The 21,906-nt window shown below is 30.8% G+C and carries 20 protein-coding genes and 1 other RNA gene; 9 read left to right on the top strand and 12 right to left on the bottom strand.

Going from position 1 to position 21,906, the window contains the following annotated elements; all coding sequences use genetic code 11:
• Positions 1-9: 9 nt before the first annotated feature.
• The 4 genes from H2650_RS10945 to H2650_RS10960 all read right to left on the bottom strand — a co-directional run bounded on the left by H2650_RS10945 (position 10) and on the right by H2650_RS10960 (position 3,045).
• A complete protein-coding gene (locus H2650_RS10945) occupies positions 10-438 on the bottom strand; it encodes a PepSY-like domain-containing protein (protein WP_188050839.1) in 429 nt (142 codons plus the stop codon).
• A 65-nt stretch (positions 439-503) separates the two neighbouring features.
• The gene (locus tag H2650_RS10950; protein WP_188050840.1) at positions 504-1,766 is read right to left on the bottom strand and encodes a HAMP domain-containing sensor histidine kinase; all 1,263 of its coding nucleotides are present in this window, start codon (positions 1,764-1,766) and stop codon (positions 504-506) included.
• Positions 1,763-2,443 carry a response regulator transcription factor gene (locus H2650_RS10955; protein WP_188050841.1) on the bottom strand — a complete coding sequence of 227 codons (681 nt, stop codon included), beginning with the start codon at positions 2,441-2,443 and terminating at the stop codon, positions 1,763-1,765. The genes H2650_RS10950 and H2650_RS10955 overlap by 4 nt, the downstream gene beginning before the upstream one ends.
• 125 nt (positions 2,444-2,568) lie before the next feature.
• Positions 2,569-3,045 (bottom strand): hypothetical protein, encoded by a 477-nt coding sequence (locus tag H2650_RS10960; protein WP_188050842.1) that lies wholly within the window; start codon positions 3,043-3,045, stop codon positions 2,569-2,571.
• Positions 3,046-3,386: 341 nt separating this feature from the next.
• Here H2650_RS10960 and H2650_RS10965 point away from each other — a divergent pair, with 341 nt between their 5' ends.
• Both H2650_RS10965 and H2650_RS10970 read left to right on the top strand, forming a co-directional pair.
• Entirely contained in the window at positions 3,387-3,947 is a 561-nt protein-coding gene (locus H2650_RS10965) for a DUF6642 family protein (RefSeq protein WP_188050843.1), read from the top strand.
• Positions 3,948-4,153: 206 nt separating this feature from the next.
• Positions 4,154-4,804: a sugar-binding protein gene (locus H2650_RS10970; RefSeq protein ID WP_188050844.1), complete on the top strand. Its 651-nt coding sequence runs from the start codon at positions 4,154-4,156 to the stop codon at positions 4,802-4,804.
• Between the two features lie 128 nt (positions 4,805-4,932).
• Here H2650_RS10970 and H2650_RS10975 read toward each other — a convergent pair whose 3' ends face one another.
• Both H2650_RS10975 and H2650_RS10980 read right to left on the bottom strand, forming a co-directional pair.
• Positions 4,933-5,622 carry an SIMPL domain-containing protein gene (locus tag H2650_RS10975; protein WP_188050845.1) on the bottom strand — a complete coding sequence of 230 codons (690 nt, stop codon included), beginning with the start codon at positions 5,620-5,622 and terminating at the stop codon, positions 4,933-4,935.
• Positions 5,623-5,673: 51 nt separating this feature from the next.
• Positions 5,674-6,312, bottom strand: a complete 639-nt coding sequence (locus tag H2650_RS10980; RefSeq protein WP_188050846.1) for a rhomboid family intramembrane serine protease — start codon at positions 6,310-6,312, stop codon at positions 5,674-5,676.
• A 115-nt stretch (positions 6,313-6,427) separates the two neighbouring features.
• Between H2650_RS10980 and H2650_RS10985 the strand changes: the two genes are divergently transcribed.
• Positions 6,428-7,297, top strand: a complete 870-nt coding sequence (locus H2650_RS10985; RefSeq protein ID WP_188050847.1) for a lysophospholipid acyltransferase family protein — start codon at positions 6,428-6,430, stop codon at positions 7,295-7,297.
• Between the two features lie 80 nt (positions 7,298-7,377).
• Here H2650_RS10985 and H2650_RS10990 read toward each other — a convergent pair whose 3' ends face one another.
• Positions 7,378-8,865 (bottom strand): aminotransferase class V-fold PLP-dependent enzyme, encoded by a 1,488-nt coding sequence (locus H2650_RS10990; RefSeq protein WP_188050848.1) that lies wholly within the window; start codon positions 8,863-8,865, stop codon positions 7,378-7,380.
• A 251-nt stretch (positions 8,866-9,116) separates the two neighbouring features.
• Positions 9,117-10,505 (bottom strand): phosphoglucosamine mutase, encoded by a 1,389-nt coding sequence (gene glmM, locus H2650_RS10995; RefSeq protein ID WP_188050849.1) that lies wholly within the window; start codon positions 10,503-10,505, stop codon positions 9,117-9,119.
• Between the two features lie 116 nt (positions 10,506-10,621).
• Between glmM and H2650_RS11000 the strand changes: the two genes are divergently transcribed.
• The 3 genes from H2650_RS11000 (at position 10,622) to H2650_RS11010 (ending at position 14,821) form a co-directional block, all read left to right on the top strand.
• A complete protein-coding gene (locus H2650_RS11000) occupies positions 10,622-11,206 on the top strand; it encodes an ACP phosphodiesterase (RefSeq protein ID WP_188050850.1) in 585 nt (194 codons plus the stop codon).
• On the top strand, positions 11,203-12,888 hold the full coding sequence (ggt, locus tag H2650_RS11005; protein WP_188050851.1) for a gamma-glutamyltransferase: 1,686 nt from the start codon (positions 11,203-11,205) through the stop codon (positions 12,886-12,888). The genes H2650_RS11000 and ggt overlap by 4 nt, the downstream gene beginning before the upstream one ends.
• A gap of 148 nt (positions 12,889-13,036) precedes the next feature.
• A complete protein-coding gene (locus H2650_RS11010; RefSeq protein WP_188050852.1) occupies positions 13,037-14,821 on the top strand; it encodes a chloride channel protein in 1,785 nt (594 codons plus the stop codon).
• A 147-nt stretch (positions 14,822-14,968) separates the two neighbouring features.
• On the opposite strand, the gene rnpB is transcribed toward H2650_RS11010, so the two are convergent.
• An RNA gene (gene rnpB / locus H2650_RS11015) (RNase P RNA component class A) lies at positions 14,969-15,281 on the bottom strand.
• Between the two features lie 121 nt (positions 15,282-15,402).
• Between rnpB and H2650_RS11020 the strand changes: the two genes are divergently transcribed.
• The 3 genes from H2650_RS11020 to H2650_RS15900 all read left to right on the top strand — a co-directional run bounded on the left by H2650_RS11020 (position 15,403) and on the right by H2650_RS15900 (position 17,668).
• Positions 15,403-15,702, top strand: coding sequence for a hypothetical protein (locus tag H2650_RS11020; protein ID WP_188050853.1), 300 nt, complete (start codon positions 15,403-15,405; stop codon positions 15,700-15,702).
• 230 nt (positions 15,703-15,932) lie between these two features.
• Complete coding sequence (dnaX, locus tag H2650_RS11025) at positions 15,933-17,018, top strand: DNA polymerase III subunit gamma/tau (RefSeq protein WP_188050854.1); 1,086 nt, start codon at positions 15,933-15,935, stop codon at positions 17,016-17,018.
• 92 nt (positions 17,019-17,110) lie between these two features.
• Positions 17,111-17,668: a DNA polymerase III subunit gamma/tau gene (locus H2650_RS15900; RefSeq protein WP_255462873.1), complete on the top strand. Its 558-nt coding sequence runs from the start codon at positions 17,111-17,113 to the stop codon at positions 17,666-17,668.
• A gap of 7 nt (positions 17,669-17,675) precedes the next feature.
• Here H2650_RS15900 and H2650_RS11035 read toward each other — a convergent pair whose 3' ends face one another.
• From H2650_RS11035 to H2650_RS11045, 3 genes are read right to left on the bottom strand one after another with little or no spacing between them, the layout of a single operon-like run.
• Positions 17,676-18,566 (bottom strand): Ppx/GppA phosphatase family protein, encoded by an 891-nt coding sequence (locus H2650_RS11035; RefSeq protein WP_188050855.1) that lies wholly within the window; start codon positions 18,564-18,566, stop codon positions 17,676-17,678.
• Between the two features lie 59 nt (positions 18,567-18,625).
• Entirely contained in the window at positions 18,626-20,713 is a 2,088-nt protein-coding gene (ppk1, locus tag H2650_RS11040; RefSeq protein ID WP_223151098.1) for a polyphosphate kinase 1, read from the bottom strand.
• Positions 20,710-21,195, bottom strand: coding sequence for a histidine phosphatase family protein (locus H2650_RS11045; protein WP_188050856.1), 486 nt, complete (start codon positions 21,193-21,195; stop codon positions 20,710-20,712). The genes ppk1 and H2650_RS11045 overlap by 4 nt, the downstream gene beginning before the upstream one ends.
• Between the last annotated feature and the right edge of the window lie 711 nt (positions 21,196-21,906).

A 21,906-nucleotide genomic window follows, 5' to 3' on the forward strand; every position in this document is an offset into this window, starting at 1 on the left:
TAATAAAAACTATTTTCTTTTTAAGAAATTCCCAGAAGCATCAAAGATTAAATCACTGTCTTTTCCGTCAATTTTAACCTCTGCTTCGTATGTAATTACATTTTTGTTATCTGTAATTTTAGCCGTTTCTTTGATCTTTTTATTTGGATAAGTTGTTGCGATATAAGTCAACGCTTTTGCAGGGAATTCAGTTTTACTAATTTCAATTTCTGTAGCTAATTTATGTCCTGCTTTATCATAATCTGCAGAAGCTTCTTTGCCATTCATTTTAAATTCAGCTTCAAAACCATCTTTCTCCACATCCCATTTTACTTTGGTATTTGGATACTCCTTTTGAAAAGCCTCTTTAACAACTTTAGGCACTTCTTTCTTGTCTTTAGTTTGTGCGAATCCTACTGTACTCATTGCCATTGCGGCAACTAAAATTAGATTTTTCATAATTGCTCTTTTTTTAAATTATTAAGCAAATATCCAATAGGAATCTATTTCAATTCTGTATTTTTTTAAAACTGATGCAAATAAAACACGTGTTCTTTGTTTTCATACTTGTATTGAATATCAATTGAATTCGCTTCCGCTATTTGTTTTACAATTGCTAATCCTAATCCAATCGAATTGGTATTGGAAGATTTTTTTTCAAAACGCTCAAAAATTGTATTTTGATTCAGCGGTTCCAATGTGCCAGTATTGCTTATAACTAAGGTTTTATTTATTATCGAAATAGTAATTTTTCCATTTTCGATATTATGTCTGATTGCATTTTGCACCAAATTATTAATTAAAATAAAACATAGTTCAGAGTTAATATTGAAATCTAATTTTTCAGTCGTTTCATATAGAAACTTTGTATTTTTGTCTAAAATAAAGTCCTCATTTAGATTCTTTACTTGTTCAATTAAAGGAAGTAATTGTACCGTTTCTAATTTATCATATTGTTGATTTTCAATTTTTGAAAGTAATAATAATGATTTATTTATTTTGCTGAGTCGACTGGCTGCCTCTTCAATAGAAACTAATAATCGCATGGTTTCTTCATTCAATGTGTCCTCTTGGAGTAATAAATCTATTTTTCCTTTAATTATAGCCAGTGGAGTTTGAAATTCATGAGATGCATTCTCCGCAAATTTCTTTTGATTTTTATAATCAGTAATCATTTTTGAAGTCATCCCATTTATCGAGGAATTTAATGCACTGAATTCTGTGATATCATTGGATTCTAATTTTTTAAAATCATTAGTCTGAACATTAAAGTTCTTTATATAGGTTAAAGTAGTAAGAAATGGTGCCCAAATTAGTTTTGAAATTCTAATGTTTATATAAACAGTTATTAAAAGAAGGAATAATAACAAAATGATAAAGACAACAAATACAACCTCCATTAACTCATCAAGTTCTATATTACTTTTCCAAACTTTGATATGATAATTTTTTCCGTTGATGATTTTATTAACTTCAATCATTTTGTTCGAAATGTATTCTTTATCAATATCAGAATACATCAAAGTATCTTTAACGGTTTGCGTGATGATTTTATTTTTGTCAATTTCTTGAACATAAACTTCATTATTAGCTTCAAAAACAGTTAAAACCAAACTATTTCCTTTAGCTAAATAGTTTTCAATTACTTTAACCCTAGTCAACAATAAAGACTGATTACTTTCACCAATTTCATTTAAAAGAAAAAAATAAATGAACAAAGAAGAAAATAAAATTATCGGAATCGTATACAAGATATAATACCGACTGGTTTTGGTGAGTAGCTTCATAATTCTGTTTTAAAACTGTAACCAATCCCGTATATTGATTGAATATAATCTGTACAATTGGCCGCCAATAATTTCTTTCTTAAGTTTTTTACATGATTGTAAATAAAATCAAAATTGTCAAACTGATCGGCATTATCGCCCCATAAATGCTCTACAATAGCACTTTTTTGAATTACTCTATTTTTATTAGAGATGAAATAAACTAATATATCAAACTCTTTTGATGTCAAGTTTAGTGGTTTTTCGTTGATTAACACTTTTCTTTCCTCAGGGTATAATTTAATTTCATTGACAATTATCGCAGCCTCACCATCAAAATTATTACGTCTAATCAATGCTTTTATCCTCGCATTTAATTCTGGTAAATAAAAGGGTTTTGGCAAGTAATCGTCTGCTCCTAAATTTAAACCATCAATTTTATCATCAAAGGAATTTTTAGCAGAAATGATGATAATTCCTGTTTTCGATCTTTTATTTTTTATCGCTTTTATTAAGTCTAATCCGTTTCCGTTCGGCAAAGTGATATCTAGTAAAACGCAATCATATTCATACACTTGTATTTTTTCAAAAGCAGAATTAAAATCATTTGCCACCTCTACTCTATTTTTCTCTAATCCTAAGTAATGGCTAATGCTTTTCTGCATTTCTATTTCATCTTCAACAAGCAAGATTTTCATTAATGATATGATATTTGTTTAAACAAAAGTAATTTTTAAATCAAAAATAAATTGTTATTTATATTTTAAATCGAATCGTTTTTAAAATAAAAAAAGGGAAATTACTCTCCCTTTCTATTATAAATTTATTTAGTCACACAATCTACAGGATTGAGTTTGTATTTTACGCGATCAAAATCTATTGGTTCGCCGGAAACAAAATGACCAGCACCTAATGTAACTTCTATTTTTCCGTTTCCTAAAATAAGTTGATTGTCACGCTTTAAGAAAGCCATAGGATTTTTAAAAGTAGTCTCTTTATTATTCCCTTGGATGTATGTGTAGCTAACAAAAAGTGTATCACCACGAAATTCTCCGGCAACTTCACCAACATACTTAGGTGTATTTGCCATAACCATATCCATGTTTCCCGTTATGTGTCCATGTTTAAAAGTATTCATTTTCAATGCTATTGTATCTTTTTCGTAAAGTGCTGTATAACACTCAACCTTTACAGGCGCTTCTTCTGGAGTTGCTACAGGAATTTTTTCACTTTGATTATTTTTACAACTTCCAAAAATAACACAAGAGAACAATAAACAAAACACACCAAGATTTTTCATAATAGTCTTTATTAATTAATAATAGTATTAAGGTTTATGCTAATTTACAAAAGAAAAAGTATGTTTTTTACTTGTTTTTAAAACTAAAGTTTAAAATTTTAAAATTCAGACCTTTATTGCATGTAAGATTACAAAATTTTCAATCAATATTTTTTAAAATTAGATTTAAAGAATTACTGTTTGACTATAAATAATATAACTGAAATTTTTTTTACTAATTTGTTAAAAAGCATTCGCCTCTATTAAAATGCGAATATTTTCCCAAAACTGAACTTCTTAAAAGTATTTATAAACCTAAAAACATATTTTTGTAAGTACTGTAAAATCTGTAAAAAAAGAAAATGGACCAAGATAAATTTATTTTTTGCCTCGAAGCTGTTGCCGATATAGAAGTTCAAAATAGCACAGAAATAGTGAAACATTTAGAAGAACTTGCTTTAAATCACGGTGTATCTAGCATTTATAAAAATTGTGATACGATAGAAGGACTTGAGGAGAGTTTGGGTGCGTTACTTTATGACGATCACAATTTTAAAGATTATGAAATCATATATTTAGTAATGCAAGGTCAAGAAAATTCTATCTGCATACATGATTATTTTTATAGTTTAGAAGAGATTGCGGAACTTTTTGAGGGAAAAATGAAAGGAAAAATTGTTCATTTTGCCAATGAAAAAATTCTAGATTTAAGTTCAGAAGAAGCACAATACTTTCTAGATGTAACTGGAGCCAGAGCAATTTCAGGCTACGGAGCTACTTTTAATAATATTAGTAGCATTCATTTAGACAAAGTGTTTTTTAGTTTATGTCAAGAAGAATTTGATTTAGTAACAATCGTAGAAGAATTGCATCAGAAATTTTATGAGGCCTGTAAAGCTCTTGATTTTAGATTATACTATTAGAGTAATTTTTCAAATATAAAATCATTTTTATTAATTTTTATAAAACAGCTTTTCTATTGCTTTGCCTATTATTATAAGATTTATAAAATACTTGTAAATCATTTTGAGTTTGTTATAAAATGAAGTCTATAATGACTAAATTTGGTAATCCTGCGAAGGTTTTTAAATAATATTAATAAAAGCATATAACAACTCAAAAAATAAATATGGCTAAAGAATTAAAGAATTACGAAGTACATTTAGTCGAGGAAAATTTACTTGAAATTACAGGTAAAGGTGATAATACGTTATGGAAAAACGCCCAAGTCTTAACTGATTTTTGTTCTCCTTGGGATTCTGAAAAACCATCAAAAATTGAATTTAAAGCAGTTTGGGATCGTGAGAATTTATTTTTTTGTTTTACAGTATCGGACACTATGATACACATTGATAGAAAAGATGATAGCATTCATAGCATAGGAAGTTCGGATCGTGTAGAACTTTTTTTTAGATCTAATCATGCAATGAATCCATACTATTGTTTGGAAATTGATACTGCTTCAAGAATAATGGATTTTGTAGCCTATCCTAATAAAAAATTCGACTTTGATTGGAACTGGCCACAAAATAATATGGCGGTAAAATCCTCTATTGATGATAGCAGTTTTACCATCGAAGGAGCCATTAGCATCGTTTCACTTAAAATGCTTCATTTAATTAATGATAATAAAATTGAAACTGGATTGTTTAGAGCTAAATATAACGAAAAAGAAAAATCAATTTTTGAACCCGTTTGGATTTCTTGGGTAAATCCAGAAACTGAAACCCCAAATTTTCATACCCCATCCTCATTTGGAGTACTCCATTTAATAGAATAAAGCAGTACTTGGATTTTAAATAATAAAAAAGAGAAATTGGATAATAGTTTATATATCTATTACCCAATTTCTCTTTTTTGCTGTATATAAACATTTAATAATTTAAATGTAATTTTAGTGATTGATTGCTATTCTAAAATAAAACTAACAGTAACATTAGCGGTAATATTTATTTCTCCTACTGCAAGTGTTTCTCTTGGAGCACTCATATCGCTACTTTCCATCATTTTCATTGCTGCATATCTGGGTTGCGGGTAATTCGTCTGAGAATTATCAGATATGGTCATCGCACGTCCTATTTTTTGTCCTAAAACCGAAACATAATCTTGTGCTTTCATTTTCGCTTCTTTCATCGCTAATTTTCTAGCATCAGATTCATATTGAGCCATTTTAGAAGATTGAAATGTTACAGTATCAATTCTGTTAATACCATTATCAACTAAACCTCCCATTAACTCATCATACTTACTCAAGTCTCTTAATAAGATCTCAATAGTTTGAATAGCATTATAACTGTGTTTCTTTTTTTCATAATCATATTGCGGATTTAATGAAACGCGTTGTGTTTTATAATCTGCAGGAGCCAAATTCATTTTTTTAATATATTTCAAAACAGCGTCAATTTTTTCGTCATTCTGTTTCTTTACATCTTTAGCGTTGTTGCCTTTTGTTTCAACAGTAACAGCAATCGTTGCTTCATCTGGAACTACCTTAATTTTACCTTCTCCGCTTACATTGATTTGTGGAATTTGTTTTACTTCTTGACCATATGACATCGTTACGAATAATATAGACAATATAAATAGTGCTTTTTTCATTTTTTTATAATTTTAGTGTTTGTACTAATTCCTTTTCAAAAGTTATGCCAATTATAGTTTTCCTGTCTTTTGCATTACAAAAAGAATTACAATAGGAATCGCTAATAAAACCACCATCAAAGTATGATCGACAAGTAAAGAAGGTTGTTTTATCAATGTGATTAAATAGCCTCCTACTGCACCGCCAAAATGGGCTGTATGACCAATATTATCATTTTTTGCTCTCATACCATAAATAGAATAGAGTAAATAAAGTATTCCAAAAAGATACGCTGGCATAGGAATAATAAAAAATATTCCGAGCATCATATCTGGTTGCAATAATATTGCAGAATATAAAACTCCCGTTACAGCTCCCGATGCTCCTACAGCTCTGTAACCATAATCCTCTTTATGAAATGCCATGGTGAGTAAGCTTCCAAATATCAAACTTCCAAAATAAATTAAAACAAATGAAAAACTACCCATTAAATTAATGACCACTGGAGCAAAAAAGAACAGTGTCATCATGTTAAAAATCAGATGCGTTATATCAACATGCAGAAAACCAGAGGACAACATTCTTATTTGTTCTCCTGCTCTAATACTTCCTACATGAAACTCATATTTTCTAAAAAAAGAAAGGTCGTTAAAACCTTTATAACTAATCAAAACATTTACAATAATAATTGCTATCAAAAGGATATTCATAAAGTATGTTTATTGTGTGTTGTAAATATAGTCATTCTCAAATACGCACAGAGTAACTACTCAAAATTAATATCAGTGTAGATTTTTGACTTATATTTGCATAAAAAATAACGGCATGCAACTTCTTATTTTCCTCTTAGCCTTCCCGCTTTTATGGATTATCTCCATACTCCCTTTTAGAATATTTTATTGGTTCTCTGATTTTATTTACTTACTCGTTTATTACGTGATCGGTTACCGAAAGAAAACAGTTAAAGAAAATTTGGCTTTAGCTTTACCCCATTTAAGCGATAAGGAGCGACTTATTATTGAAAAAAAATCATATCATCACTTGTGCGATTTATTTTTAGAGATGATTAAAACCATGTCGATTTCTTCAGAAGAAATGAACAAAAGATTTCATATTACAAATATTGAATTGGTTAAAGAATATGAAAACAAAGGAAAAAGCACTGTCTTATTAGCCTCTCACTACGCTAGTTGGGAGTGGTTGTTATCTATAAACGCAAAAACAAAATTTAAAGGAATAGGTGTTTATAAAAAAATTGCTAATAAATATTTTGATAAACTCATTCGCAATATACGCTCTAAATACGATGCTGAATTAGTAGAAACTAAAAAGACAATCCCTTTAATGGCCGAGAATGAAAAAAATGGTGTTCTAGCTATGTATGGTCTTGCTAGCGATCAATCTCCAAAAATGAACAGAGCTTTTCATTGGGATAAATTTATGGGAATAGAAGTTCCCGTTCATACTGGAGCTGAAATGCTATCTAAAAAATATGATTTAAATGTACTTTTTGTTAAAGTAAAAAAGGTAAAAAGAGGTTTCTATGAAGCTACCTTCATCCCAATTACTGACAACCCGAGATCTATTCCTGATTTTAAAATTACAGATATTTTTTTAAGAGAAGTTGAAAAACAAATTCTAGAGGCTCCAGAATATTATTTCTGGACGCACAAACGATGGAAACACAGAAGATAAACTTATTAGTAAAATAAAAAAAAACACTAAATCTAAAAAAATAGACTTAGTGTTTTTTTTTATTTTTAACAATCAAATTATTAAAGAGAGAACCAATTTTTAACCAATTCATCTTCTAGAGGCTGCGCTTTTTTATTGATAAACTCATTGGTATTAGAGTTATAATCGTAATCCAATGCCCATGTTTTATGATTTTCTGCTAAGGATTTAATACCTTGACAAACATATTCTATTTCCTCAGTAGTTGTCGTAGGATGAATAGACATTCTAATCCAACCTGGTTTTCTAATCAAATCACCTAATGTAATTTCATCAATCAATTTACTAGAAGTTTCTTGATCTACATGTAGTAAAAAATGACCATAAGTTCCAGCACAACTGCATCCTCCACGTGTTTGAATTCCAAATTTATCATTTAATAATTTTACCCCTAAATTAAAATGCAAATCCTCTACAAAGAAAGATATTACACCTAATCTATCCTGATGCTGTCCTGCAAGTATTTTTATATTAGATATATTTCCTAACTCAGAGAAAATATAATCAACAATTTCGTGTTCTCTTTTTAAGATATTATCAATACCCATTTGATCTTTCAACTGAATGGCTAATGCGGTTTTAATCACTTGAAGAAAACCTGGAGTTCCACCATCTTCTCTATCCTCGATATTATCTATATATTTATGTTCTCCCCAAGGATTAGTCCAACTTACCGTTCCGCCTCCGGGATTATCCGGTACTAGATTTTGATATAACTTTTTATTAAAAATTAAAACACCACTTGTACCCGGACCTCCTAAAAATTTGTGTGGTGAAAAGAAAATTGCATCTAAATAACTTTCTGGATCTTTTGGATGCATATCGATACTTACATAAGGACCAGAACAAGCAAAATCTACAAAACAAAGTCCGTTATGTTGATGCATCATTTTGGCAACATCATGATAGGGAGTTCTAATTCCGGTAACATTTGAACAAGAAGTAATTGAGGCAATTTTAAAAGGGCGTTCTTTATATTTATCTAATAATATTTCTAAATTTTCAATACTAAACAAACCATCCTCAGAAGAAGGAATTACTTCAACATCAGCTATAGTCTCTAACCAGGAAGTTTGATTAGAATGATGTTCCATGTGTGAAATAAAAACAATTGGTTTTTTTTCGGCAGGAATAGTAATAAAGTTTTTTAAATTTTCAGGTACTTTTAAACCTAAAATTCGCTGAAATTTATTGACAACTCCAGTCATTCCTGTGCCATCAGTAATCAAAACATCATCGCTATTGGCATTTACATGATTCTTAATGATGTGACGTGCTGTATGATACGCTTTTGTCATTGCAGTACCCGAAATAGTAGTTTCTGTATGAGTGTTAGCAACGAAAGGACCAAATTCATTCATTAATTTTTCTTCAATTGGGCGATACAAGCGACCACTTGCTGTCCAATCTGTATAAACAATTTTTTTTGGGCCGTATGGCGATTCAAAATCCTGATCTATTCCAATTATGTTTTTGCGAAATTGTTGAAAATATTGTTCTAAAGCTGTAGTTGCTGTTTTGGTAATCATTTTATATTTAATTAGACCTCAAAGGTATTGATTTTTCCCAAATAGTCATTTTCAACTTTTGTTAATAGTAAAGAATCTTTATTTTCTTTGGATTATGGAGACCAAAATCACAAGATAAATACTCCTTTTATGATTTAAATATAAGATTAAACTACAGTTCTTAAAAGCAAAACTATTTATAAGGGATTTAGAAATAAAAAAACCTTCCAAAAAATATTTTGAAAGGTTTTATCTGTAGAGATTAAAGTGAGTTAAATACCCGCAATCGCTTTTATTTCATCAATAATACGCAAAGCTAAACCATCAGCTTTTTCTTGAGTAGATGCTTCAGTATAGATTCGAATAATAGGTTCTGTATTTGATTTTCTCAAGTGAACCCAATTTTCTTCGAAATCAATTTTCACACCGTCAATAGTGGTAATATCTTCATTTTTATACTTTTCTGTCATTGCAACAAGAATAGCATCAACATCAATTTGTGGTGTTAATTCAATCTTATTTTTGCTCATGTAATATTCAGGATAAGAAGCACGGAGAGCAGAAACACTCATTTTTTTGTTGGCTAAATGGGTTAAAAATAATGCAACTCCCACCAAGCTATCCCTTCCGTAATGCAATTCAGGATATATAATTCCGCCGTTTCCTTCACCACCAATTACAGCATTATTGGTTTTCATTAATTTTACAACATTCACTTCACCTACAGCACTCGCCTCGTAGCTTCCTTTGTGCTTATTAGTAACATCGCGCAAAGCACGTGAAGAAGACATATTAGATACTGTATTCCCCGGTGTTTTACTTAACACATAATCTGCACAAGCAACTAAAGTATATTCTTCTCCAAACATTTCTCCGTCTTCACAAATAAATGCTAAACGATCCACATCTGGATCTACTACAATTCCTAAATGAGCACCTTCTTTAACGACAAGTTCCGAAATATCAGTCAAATGTTCTTTTAAAGGTTCTGGATTATGAGGAAAATGTCCGTTAGGTTCGCAGTAAAGTTCTACTACTTCTACACCCATTAACTCTAGTAATCTCGGAATTATAATTCCGCCCGAAGAATTTACACCATCAACAACCACTTTAAATTTGGCGGCTTTTACAGCATCAACATCAACTAGTGCTAGGTTCAACACTTCATCAATATGTATGTCCATATAAGCATCATTGATCATTATTTCTCCTAAATGATCCACTTCTGAAAAATGAAAGGCTTCTGCTTCTGCAATTTCTAGAATTTTTAATCCTTGATCGCCATCCAAAAATTCCCCTTTTTCGTTTAGTAATTTTAAAGCATTCCATTGTTTAGGATTATGAGAAGCGGTAAGAATAATTCCACCATCTGCATTTTCAATGGGTACAGCTACCTCAACGGTTGGCGTAGTAGAAAGGCCTAAATCAATTACATCAATTCCTAAACCAATTAGCGTATTTACTACTAGATTATGAATCATTGGCCCAGAAATACGAGCATCACGACCTACTACAACTGTTAATTTTTCTTTTCCACTATATTGTTTAAGCCAGGTTCCGTAGGCAGATGCAAATTTAACAGCATCAACAGGAGTTAGATTATCTCCTACTGTTCCTCCTATTGTTCCACGAATCCCTGATATTGATTTTATTAATGTCATTTAATACGGTTTAATTTGTTCTAAAAAAATTTAAATATTTACAAATATAAGAATTGAAGAAGTATAAAAGTCACTTAGAATTTAAAAAATAGGATAAAAAACCCTAATTTAGGCGAATGAATTTTTTAGCCCATATATATCTTTCTGGTGATAACGATTTACTGAAAATTGGCAACTTTATGGCCGATGGAATACGCGGAAAACAATTTGAGACTTATTCTTTAGAAATTCAGAAAGGGATTATCCTTCACCGTGCTATTGATACTTTTACGGATGCACATCCAATCTTTAGGCAAAGTACCAAACGACTTCACGAAAATTACCATCATTATGCAGGGGTAGTTGTTGATGTATTATACGATCATTTTTTAGCCAAAAATTGGAAGAATTACTCTAATGAAAAATTAGAGGATTTTGTAGCTCATTTTTATAAATCTTTAGAAGAAAACAAAAACCTACTATCAGAAAGAGTGTTGCGAATAATGCCCACTTTATTCCAAGAAAATTGGCTTGTTAGTTATCAAACAGTTGAAGGAATAAATCATATTTTGACCCAAATGGATCGGCGCACTAAAAATCAATCTAACATGCGATTTGGAACACAAGATCTTACTGAATTTTATTCCGAATTTGAAGATGAATTCACTCGTTTTTTTAAAGAATTAATATTATTTTCGAACGAAAAATTAAAAACCTTATGAATAAGTTTATACTCTTAATTGCCTTAGCTTTTTTAAGCTGTAAATCCAATGAGAAAACAGTAACACCAACAGGCTTGGTAAGTAACAAAGCTATGGTAGTTTCAGCACGTGAAGAAGCTTCAGAAATCGGGGTAGCTATCATGAAAAAAGGAGGTAATGCATTTGATGCAATGGTTGCTACTGAACTAGCATTGGCTGTAGCGCATCCTCAGGCTGGAAATATTGGTGGTGGCGGTTTTATGGTTTTTAGAAAAGCTAATGGTGAAACAGGAAGTATTGATTATAGAGAGAAAGCGCCAATGGCTGCCTCAAAAGATATGTTTTTGGATAAAAATGGCAATGTAATCGAAGGAAAAAGTACCCAAACAGCTCTAGCCTCTGGAATTCCTGGAACTATCGCAGGAATATTTGAAGTACATAAAAAATATGGCTCTTTACCCATGAGTGAAATATTAAAACCTGTAATTGCGCTAGCAGAAAGAGGAGTAATTATCACTAAACATCAAGCAGAAAGTTTAAATAATAATAGAGAAACTTTTATCAAAAGAAACGGAAGAAATAGTTTATTCTCTAAAGTTTACAAAGAAAATGACACAATAAAATACACAGCATTAGCAGCAACATTGCAACGCATTGCTAAAAATGGTCGTGAGGAATTTTATAGTGGCGAAACGGCACAAAAACTAGTAGCATTTTTAGCGAAAAAAGGAGGAAATGCGACTCTAGAAGATTTTCAAAAATACCAAGCTAAATGGCGTACTCCAATTACCTTTCAATATAAAAAATTAAAAATTACCTCTATGTCTCCTCCCAGTAGTGGTGGAATTTGCCTGAATCAAATCATGAAAATGATAGAGCCTTACAACCTATCGCAAATGGGACATAATAGTTTAAAAACAATACAAGTTATTACAGAAGCTGAACGAAGAGCTTATGCAGATAGAAATTTTTATTTGGGTGATCCTGATTTTGTAAAACTGCCTATAAAAGAATTATTAAGCCCTTCCTATTTAGAAAAAAGAATGAAAGATTTTTCATTTGACGCAGCTTCTAAATCATCAGATATCGCAGCAGGTGAAATTAAAGGATATGAGAGTAACCAAACCACACATTACTCTATAGTTGATGCTGCAGGAAACGCTATTTCTGCTACCACAACATTAAATGATAATTATGGTTCTAAATTGTATTGTGATGAATTAGGTTTTTTCTTGAACAATCAAATGGATGATTTTAGTGCTAAACCTGGAGTTCCTAATTTGTATGGATTAACAGGAAGCGAGGCTAATAGTATTGCTCCTGAGAAAAGAATGTTAAGTTCGATGACACCCACTATTGTAGAAAAAGATGGTAAATTATATATGGTCGTTGGAACTCCTGGAGGTTCTACTATTATCACTTCTGTTTTACAAACCATCTTGAATGTATATGAATTTGGATTAAGTATGCAGGAAGCAGTCAATGCTCCTCGTTTTCATCACCAATGGTTGCCTGATGAAATCACTTTTGAACCTAACTCGTTCTCAAAAGAAGTTTTAGAAAATTTAAAGAAAAAGTCTTATATCATTAATGAAAAAGACAAAGAAATAATAGGTCAAGTTGATGCTGTTTTAGTTTTACCAAACGGAAAATTAGAAGGTGGTGCAGACCGAAGAGGAGATAATAAAGCGGTTGGTTTTTAGACCGTTTTATTTAAATAGAAAATTACTGAACTCAACAATTGAAATGCATTAGAACTATTTTTAAAACTAGGATTTATAAACATGTATTAAAAAAATATAAGAACAATTTAAAATAATACTAATTTTGCAGTCCCATTAAAAAATCATAATGTTCAAAAAATATATTTCTAAATTACAAATTATTATTGCCATTGCGCAATCCATATTAACGCCTAAGCAATTTATATTTCTATCAGCTGTATTAGTCGGTATTTCATCTGCTTTGGCCGTAATCGTATTAAAAACTTTTGCACACTGGGTCTTTTCATTTGCTACCTATGTGAGTAGCATTTCAAAACTGGGATTTATCAATAGTATTTTACCTATTATTGGAATAATGTTAACGGTGTTTGTAGTAAAAAGAGTTTTGGGAGGAACGATACAAAAGGGAACTTCACAAATTTTGTATGCAGTTGCTAAAAAAGCCAGCATAATTCCAAAAAAACAAATGTATGCTCAAATTATAACCAGCTCCTTAACTGTTGGCTTAGGAGGATCTGCAGGTTTAGAAAGTCCAATTGTTATTACGGGTGCAGCATTTGGTTCCAACTATGCTCAAAAATATAAATTATCGTATAAGGATAGAACCTTGTTAATAGGATGCGGAGTTGCTGCTGGTATTGCTGCAGCGTTTAACGCTCCAATTGCAGGGGTTTTGTTTGCTATAGAAGTATTGCTAGTAGATGTAAGTATTGCAGCATTTACACCCATTATGATTGCAGCAGCTACTGGAGCGCTAGTATCTGTTGTTGCGCTAGATGAGACCATATTACTCTCCTTTAAAAAACAAGAAGACTTTGATTATCATAATATAATTTTTTATATACTCTTAGGAATTTGTACTGGATTAATGTCCGTTTATTATTCTCGTAATTTTCAGAGAGTAGAGCATTTCTTTTCCAGTATGAAACTTTCACCTTACAAAAAGGCTTTATTTGGATCTTCTATTTTAGCGATTCTTATCTTTATGTTTCCCACACTTTTTGGAGAAGGTTACGAAAGCATCAAAACATTAGCAGACAGTGATTCTGGAAAATTTTTAGAAAACACCATCTTTAGTAGTTTTCAAAACAACAGTTGGGCACTTCTACTATTTGTAGGATTTACAATGATGCTAAAGGTTTTCGCCAGCGGTATCACTATAGGAAGTGGTGGAAATGGTGGAAATTTTGCACCTTCATTATTTCTAGGATCTTATCTCGGATTTTTCTTCTCTAAATTTATAAATCTAATAGGATTAGCAAAACTACCCATTAGTAACTTTACACTTGTTGGAATGGCGGGTATTTTGAGTGGTTTATTTCATGCTCCGCTAACTGCCATATTCTTAATTGCCGAAATTACAGGAGGATATAGTTTAATGATTCCTTTAATGATTGTTTCCTCAATAAGTTTTGCAATATCGCGTCGTTTTGAAAAACACTCGATTGATGTAAAAACATTGGCTCAAAAAGGACATGCGTTTACTAGTAATAAAGATTCTAATGTACTTTCTACACTCGAAACTAATTCAATCATACAGACCGATTTTCTTACCGTTACTGCAGACGAAAATTTAGAAAAATTAGTCGATTTAATCTCCCATTCTACGCAAGTTATATTTGCTGTTGTAAATACTGAAAATGATTTGGTTGGAATTGTACATTTTAACACGATAAGAGAAATAATATTTAACACTTATAGAGTCAAATACACAAAAATAAAAGACATAATGCTACCTCTTAGCGAAATTGTTACTCCTGATGAAAGTATGGAAACAGTGATGAATAAATTTGAAAAATCTAAAGTCGCATTTTTGCCCGTACTTAAAAATGATAAGTATTACGGTTTTATATCTAAGTCTGTTGCATTAGAAGCCTATAGAACAAAACTAAAATCAATGACAATAGAATAATTTTTTTTTTTGTGGTTTAAAAAAAAATTTGTCAATTGTAAAAAATCCACCAATTACAAAAAAAAGGCCTTTATTGAATCAAAATAATTTAGCTAAAGTTTAAATTTAATTTGCAATTCCATAGCTAGACACAAATACATTTAAATAAAAAAAAACAGACCTATAAGCCGGATTCTGTCTCCAATAAATTGGAGCCTTATCATTTATCTAGATCACATATTACTATGTGACTCAAGCTATCTACCCTTCAACAACGGACGAGAAGCCCTTAAATGCTGATATACTTGATATTTCACCGCATAGAGTTTACCTGGTTTCACTACAGCATTACCTGTACATACTTTCTGTTGCACTTGTCCTAATTCGCCGTGGCGAACCGACGGGTGTTACCCGCTATGCTTCCCTTTGGTGTCCGGACTTTCCTCCACGCATATAACGTGGCGATAAGGCGGTCTGTGCCGCAAATTTACACTATTTTTCTCTTCTCATAACATTTTAAACCAATCTACTTTAACATGAATTTTGCAACCACTTAGCCATAAATCAGTTATCTTTATAATGAACGTTTAAATAATATCACTATGTCTAATATGTATCACTACACCACCGTTTCTCAAGCATTAGAAGAACTCTCCGAAATGGGATTTAATTTTGATTTTAACATCGACGATAGCGAAATAACCACAAATCCAGATCACTGCGAAATTCAGCACATATACCGTTATGAAGGAGATAGCAATCCAGATGATGAAGCTACTGTTTATGGCATTAAGTCTAAATCGGGTAAAAAAGGAGTTTTTGTAACTGGTTTTTCTGCCAATTCTGAAAATGATGCAGCACGTATTTTAATTGACATAACTATCAAAGGTAGAGCCGAATAAACAACTGCAAACAAAATTTCATCTGCTCTTTTTATGGAGCTATTTCCAGCTATACGTTGCAATCTTAATTACTATCCCAAAACTCCAGGGCTAGTAATTAAGGATTTTCACTTCTATCTGGGCTATAATTTAGCTACTACAAAGACGCTTTAGCTAATATAAAATCTTTCAATATTTAAATTTTTCCATATTTAAATTAAAGCTTATATTTGCTTTCGAATAAAAATCCTATGGAACAATTTGTAGTATCGGCACGTAAATATCGTCCTCAAACATTTAAAGATGTTGTTGGACAAAAAGCAATTACCAATACTTTACTAAATGCCATAGAAAGCAATCATCTTGCTTCTGCATTACTATTTACAGGACCTCGCGGCGTTGGTAAAACAACTTGTGCACGAATTTTAGCCCGAAAAATAAATCAACCGGGTTACGATGATCCAAACGAAGATTTTGCTTTCAATGTATTTGAACTAGATGCCGCTTCTAACAACTCTGTTGATGACATCCGAAGCTTAATAGATCAAGTTCGTATTCCACCACAAACGGGGCAATATAAGGTGTACATCATTGATGAGGTTCATATGTTATCTTCAGCTGCTTTTAATGCTTTCTTGAAAACATTAGAAGAGCCGCCAAAACACGCTATTTTTATTTTAGCAACTACTGAAAAACACAAAATTATTCCAACGATTTTATCTCGTTGTCAAATATTTGATTTTAAAAGAATTACCGTAAAAGATGCCAAAGAACATTTAGCAGAAGTAGCAACAAGTCAAGGTGTTATTTTTGAAGATGATGCGTTGCACATAATTGCTCAAAAAGCTGATGGCGCAATGAGAGATGCTTTATCTATTTTTGATCGAGTAGTTTCTTTTTGTGGTAAAAATTTAACACGCCAAGCGGTAACAGAAAACTTGAATGTGTTAGATTACGAAACTTACATTAATATTACCGAGTTGATTTTGGAAAATAAAATTCCAGAATTATTGATGGCTTTCAATGAAATATTGGCAAAAGGTTTTGATGCACATCATTTTGTTTCCGGATTAGCTTCTCATTTTAGAGATTTATTAGTTTCTAAAACACCTTCTACGCTATCGTTATTAGAGGTAGGAGAACAAGCACAACAAATGTATGGAGTTCAAGCACAAAAATGCAATCCAGCATTTTTATTAAAAGGAATTGAAATTGCCAATGATTGCGATTTAAAATATAAGTTGAGTCAAAACCAGCGACTTCTTGTAGAATTATGTTTAATGCAGCTTGCCTCTATCACCTTTGATGGAGAAAAAAAAAAGTTGAGCAATTTATAATTCCACCTACGTACTATAGAAAAAATGATTATTCTATAGTTGACACCAATAAAGCACCCGAAAAACAAAAAGCAGTAAATGAATCTGCTTTATTGAAAACAGAAATTGATACAGTAGCGCCTGCTTTAAAATCAAATCCTATTTCAAAACCAATCCTAAAAGATAGTAATTCAGAATCTTCTGCACCAAAAGTTTCTGCCTTTTCACTAGCTAGTATTCGTGCGAAAAAAGCATTGGAAGAAAGCAGTAAAGGAATTGTAAAAGAAGCAACCCATTTGCCTACAGAACCCTTTACCGAAACAGAAATGTTGTTGCAATGGAATAAATACGCCCAGCGTTTAGGAGACAAAGGATACAAAATTATGGAATCTTTATTATTAATCAACGATCCCAAACTTAATGGAACCGCAATAACATTAGAGTTACCAAATGAAGGTTCTAAATTAGATTTTGAAAAGGAATTAAATGGTCTTTTAGGGCATTTAAAAGGGCATTTACACAATCATGACATTACTATAGAAATAACTGTAAATGAAGCTGTGGAAAACAAAAGAAGTTTTAACGATCAAGACCGTTACAACAGACTACATGAAATAAATCCAAATATTGAACTCTTACGAACAACATTTGGATTAGATATAGATGCCTAGAAAAAAATTATATTTTGTTGAAATACATCGCTTTTACAATTCCGTCAGAAAGCCCAATTTTAGGCACATAAATATTTCTTGCACCACTCCATTTCATCGCATTTAGGTATATTCTTGTGGCTGGAATAATTACATCGGCACGATCAGGATTCAATCCCAATTCAGAAATCCTTTGTTCGTAAGAAAGTGAATTTAAAAACGCATATTGAGAATTCACATAAATATAGGAGAGCGGTTTGGCTTGTAATTTGCCCGACATTTTGAACAACTTATTGATATTTCCTCCAGAACCGATTAATGTAACTTCTTCATAATCTTGTGTATTAGCCTTAATCCACTTTTCAATTTCTTCCCAAACCACATCGCAAACCATATCATTTAATAAGCGAACAGTTCCTGCTTTAAAAGATCTTGAGTTTATAATTTTACCATTTGAAAATACGGTAAACTCAGTACTACCACCACCAACATCTACAAAAAGATAGGTTTGATCCGTCTTTAATAAGTGATGTAAATCTGTTGATGCAATAATAGCGGCTTCTTTCTTACCATCAATAATTTCTATTTTTATATCTGCTTTTTTCTTAATGATGGCTACAACTTCTTTTCCATTATAAGCTTCACGCATTGCTGAGGTTGCAAAAGCCATATATCGTTCTACTTTATGAACTTTCATCAAAAGATTAAAAGCCTTCATCGCATCACACATTCTCTCGATATTCTCTTCTGAAATTTCTCCTACGGTAAAAGCTTCCTGCCCCAGTCTAATAGGAACACGAACTAAGGAGCTCTTGTTAAATTGAGGCTCTTTACCTTCTTGCTCCACAATATTTACGATTAGTAAACGCATGGCATTAGAACCAATATCTATGGCAGCATATTTCTTTATTTTAATCATGTTCTTTCAATTGGTTTATTTCTTAGTACCATAATACATCATCACAATTTAGCAGATAGTTATAGAATTTGTTCTTTTTGCGTAGCAGCATTAAGTTTATTGGCATAATACCTATAAGTCTCAAATTGAGCTCTAAAAATAGGATTATGATTTCGAGCTTTATATTTATTATCTAACTTATGAGAATGCATACGTACTTTTACATTTCCTTTCCAACCAATATCAAAATTGTCTATAAGTTCATTTTTTATACCTTGATCATAAATAGGACAAGTTACTTCGACACGTCCATCTATGTTTCGTGTCATAAAATCAGCAGATGAAATATAAACTTCAGTTTGTCCCGCGTTACCAAAAATATAAACTCTCGAATGTTCTAAATAATGATCTACAATACTTATCGCTTCAATATTTTCACTCATACCGGGAATCCCTGGAATTAAAGAGCAAATTCCCCTAATTTGCAAACGAATTTTAACTCCAGCTTTACTAGCTTCGTATAACTTATCAATCATTTCATAATCAGACAAGCTATTCATTTTTAATTTAATTTGAGTTTTTCTTCCCGCCAAGGCATGTGTAATTTCTCTATCAATTAATTTTATAAATCGCGTTCTGGTGTAATGTGGTGAGACAATTAGATGCTTGTAACGGTGCACTCTATAATTGACATCAAAAAAATCAAATATCTTTACAATATCTTTAAGAATTTGTTGGTGACTGGTAAAAAGAGTAACATCAGTATAAATTTTAGCAGTAGATTCATTAAAATTTCCTGTCGATACAAATCCATATCTTTTTACTTTATCGTTTTCAGTTCTCTCTATTACACATATTTTACTGTGCACTTTTAGTCCTTTTATACCAAAAATCAATTCAATTCCTTCCAACTGCATTTGTTCAGCATACGAAATATTTGATGCTTCATCAAAACTGGCTTGCAATTCTATTTGAACCGTTACTTTTTTTCCGTTTTTGGCAGCATTTATAAGAGAACTAATAATCTGAGAATTTTTGGCCAATCGATACAATGTGATTTTAATTGAAATCACTTTTGGATCTAAAGCTGCTTCTCGCAAAAACTTAGTTAAATAAGAAAAAGATTGATAAGGTGCATTTAGCAAATAATCTTTTTCACTAATTTTTTCTAATATGCTACCCTCTAGACTTAATCCTGGAATAGGTAATGGAACATTTGTCTCATATAGCAAATCATATCGACCTAGGTTAGGAAAACTCATGTAATCTCTTCTATTGTGATATCTTCCGCCAGGTATGATACTATCTGTAGAAACGATTTTCATCTTTTCTAGAAAAAATTGTAATGTATCTTCTTCGATTAATTGATCATAAATAAAACGTACCGGCTCCCCTATTCGTCTGTCTTTTACACTTAGTGATATTTTTTCGATCATACTTTTACTTAAATCACTGTCGATATCCAATTGAGCATCTCTAGTAATTTTTATCATGTGCGCCGAAACACTTTGATAATCAAAAATATTGAATATATTTTCTAGATTGTGTCTAATAACATCGTCTAAAAGTATGATATATTGTTTTTCATTATTAGAAGGTAAAACAACAAAACGATTAATTGCTTTAGGAATTTCGATGACTGCATAACGCACCTCTGCATCTTGATTCATTACCAATTTTACAGCTAAATAGCCAGAAGTATCCTTTAAAACAGGGAATTCTGCTAAATCATTTAAAATAATCGTTACTAATTCAGGACTTACTTTTTGAATAAAAAAATCTTTAAGAAAAATTTCTTGTTCAATAGTAATGTCAGCTTCTGTTATAATAAATATATTTTTTGTTTCTAGTTCGCTTTCTATAATGTTCAAAATTCGTAAACTTTCTGATTGCTGCTGAATAACAATTTCGGTAATATCTTTTACTAATTGTTGAGCCGAGATTCCTCTTAAATACTTTTCTCCTGAAATTCCTGAAAGGCTTAAACGTCTAATTGCTGCAAAACGAACTCTAAAAAACTCATCTAAATTATTAGAAAAAATTCCTAAAAAACGTAATCTTTCTAATAATGGAACCGTTGTATCACCAGCTTCTTGAAGTACTCTGGCATTAAATGCTAACCAACTTTTTTCTCTATCAATGTATTTATATTCTAACACTTTATTCATCTTAGATTTTTGGGAAATATTATTTTTTTTGTTTTACCTTTTTTGATTTTTTTCCAATTATCTGTTTCAAATTTCAAATATACAAAACCCGATGTAGGAACATTTTCTATAAATTCATCCCCAAATTTATTAACAAAATCTGTAATTGCCCCGTTATGACCAAAAAGAATAACATTTTCGCAACTATTTGTACATGATTTTATAAGTTCCTCGAGTTTATTATCGTCAAAAGTATAAAGGTCGTCTTTGTAAATGATACTTTCTACAGGATAGGCTATATTTTGAGCAAAAATCATTGCTGTATTAGTAGCTCTTTTTGCTGAGCTACTCCAAATAATATATGTTTTAGGAATGAAATCCTTAATATAATTTGAAACTAAGTGAGCGTCTTTTATACCTTGAGAAGTCAAACCTCGATCTTTATCATGCATCGGAACTTCCCAACTTGATTTTGCATGTCTAACTAATATTAAGTTTTTCATATAGATAAAATTTTATTTCCAATTAATAGAAAATTAAAATATTCAGATACAATTTACAAAACATAAATACAAACTGATTTTCTTTTAACTTTTAATTTTATAAATGCATATTTTTAAAGATAACAAGAAATCAGACATAGTCGACTATAAAATATAATATTCAAGAATATTATGTTAAAAACATATAAATAAATCTTAATTTATAAACTAAAAAGCCCTGTTTTTTTTCTAAATTATAAAAAAACTTAAAAAAAAGAACCTTTTAACGAGTATTTAAGTTGTTTGTAGATTTTAAAATCAACAACTCATCTATTTTAATAAATTTATAATTAATTAGCTACTAAACAGATGATTAGACTCTAATTAAATATTATTGTTGTATAAATAATTTGACTTGTTTTCCACCAACAATTCAACAACAACACCAACTATTACTTTTTTTATTGTCATTAACATGCAATCAAAATTGAATTTTTATAAATGACTTTTTAATATGTTTTTGCATAAAAATCATTAGTTACTATTTCTTAAAAAACCAATTTATTTTAAAAAAAAGTACAAAACCTTAAATTATAAAATTATGAATATATCTTTTACTCAATTAAAAAATAATATTCCTACTTACTTCATATTATATATTTTCTTTGAAAAATGGTTTTCAAGCTATTTTCCTATAGAGAACATAGAATTAATTAGAAGCTCTAGGTATTT

Source organism: Flavobacterium sp. GP15 (assembly GCF_014281985.1).
In the GTDB taxonomy this organism is placed as follows: domain Bacteria; phylum Bacteroidota; class Bacteroidia; order Flavobacteriales; family Flavobacteriaceae; genus Flavobacterium; species Flavobacterium pygoscelis.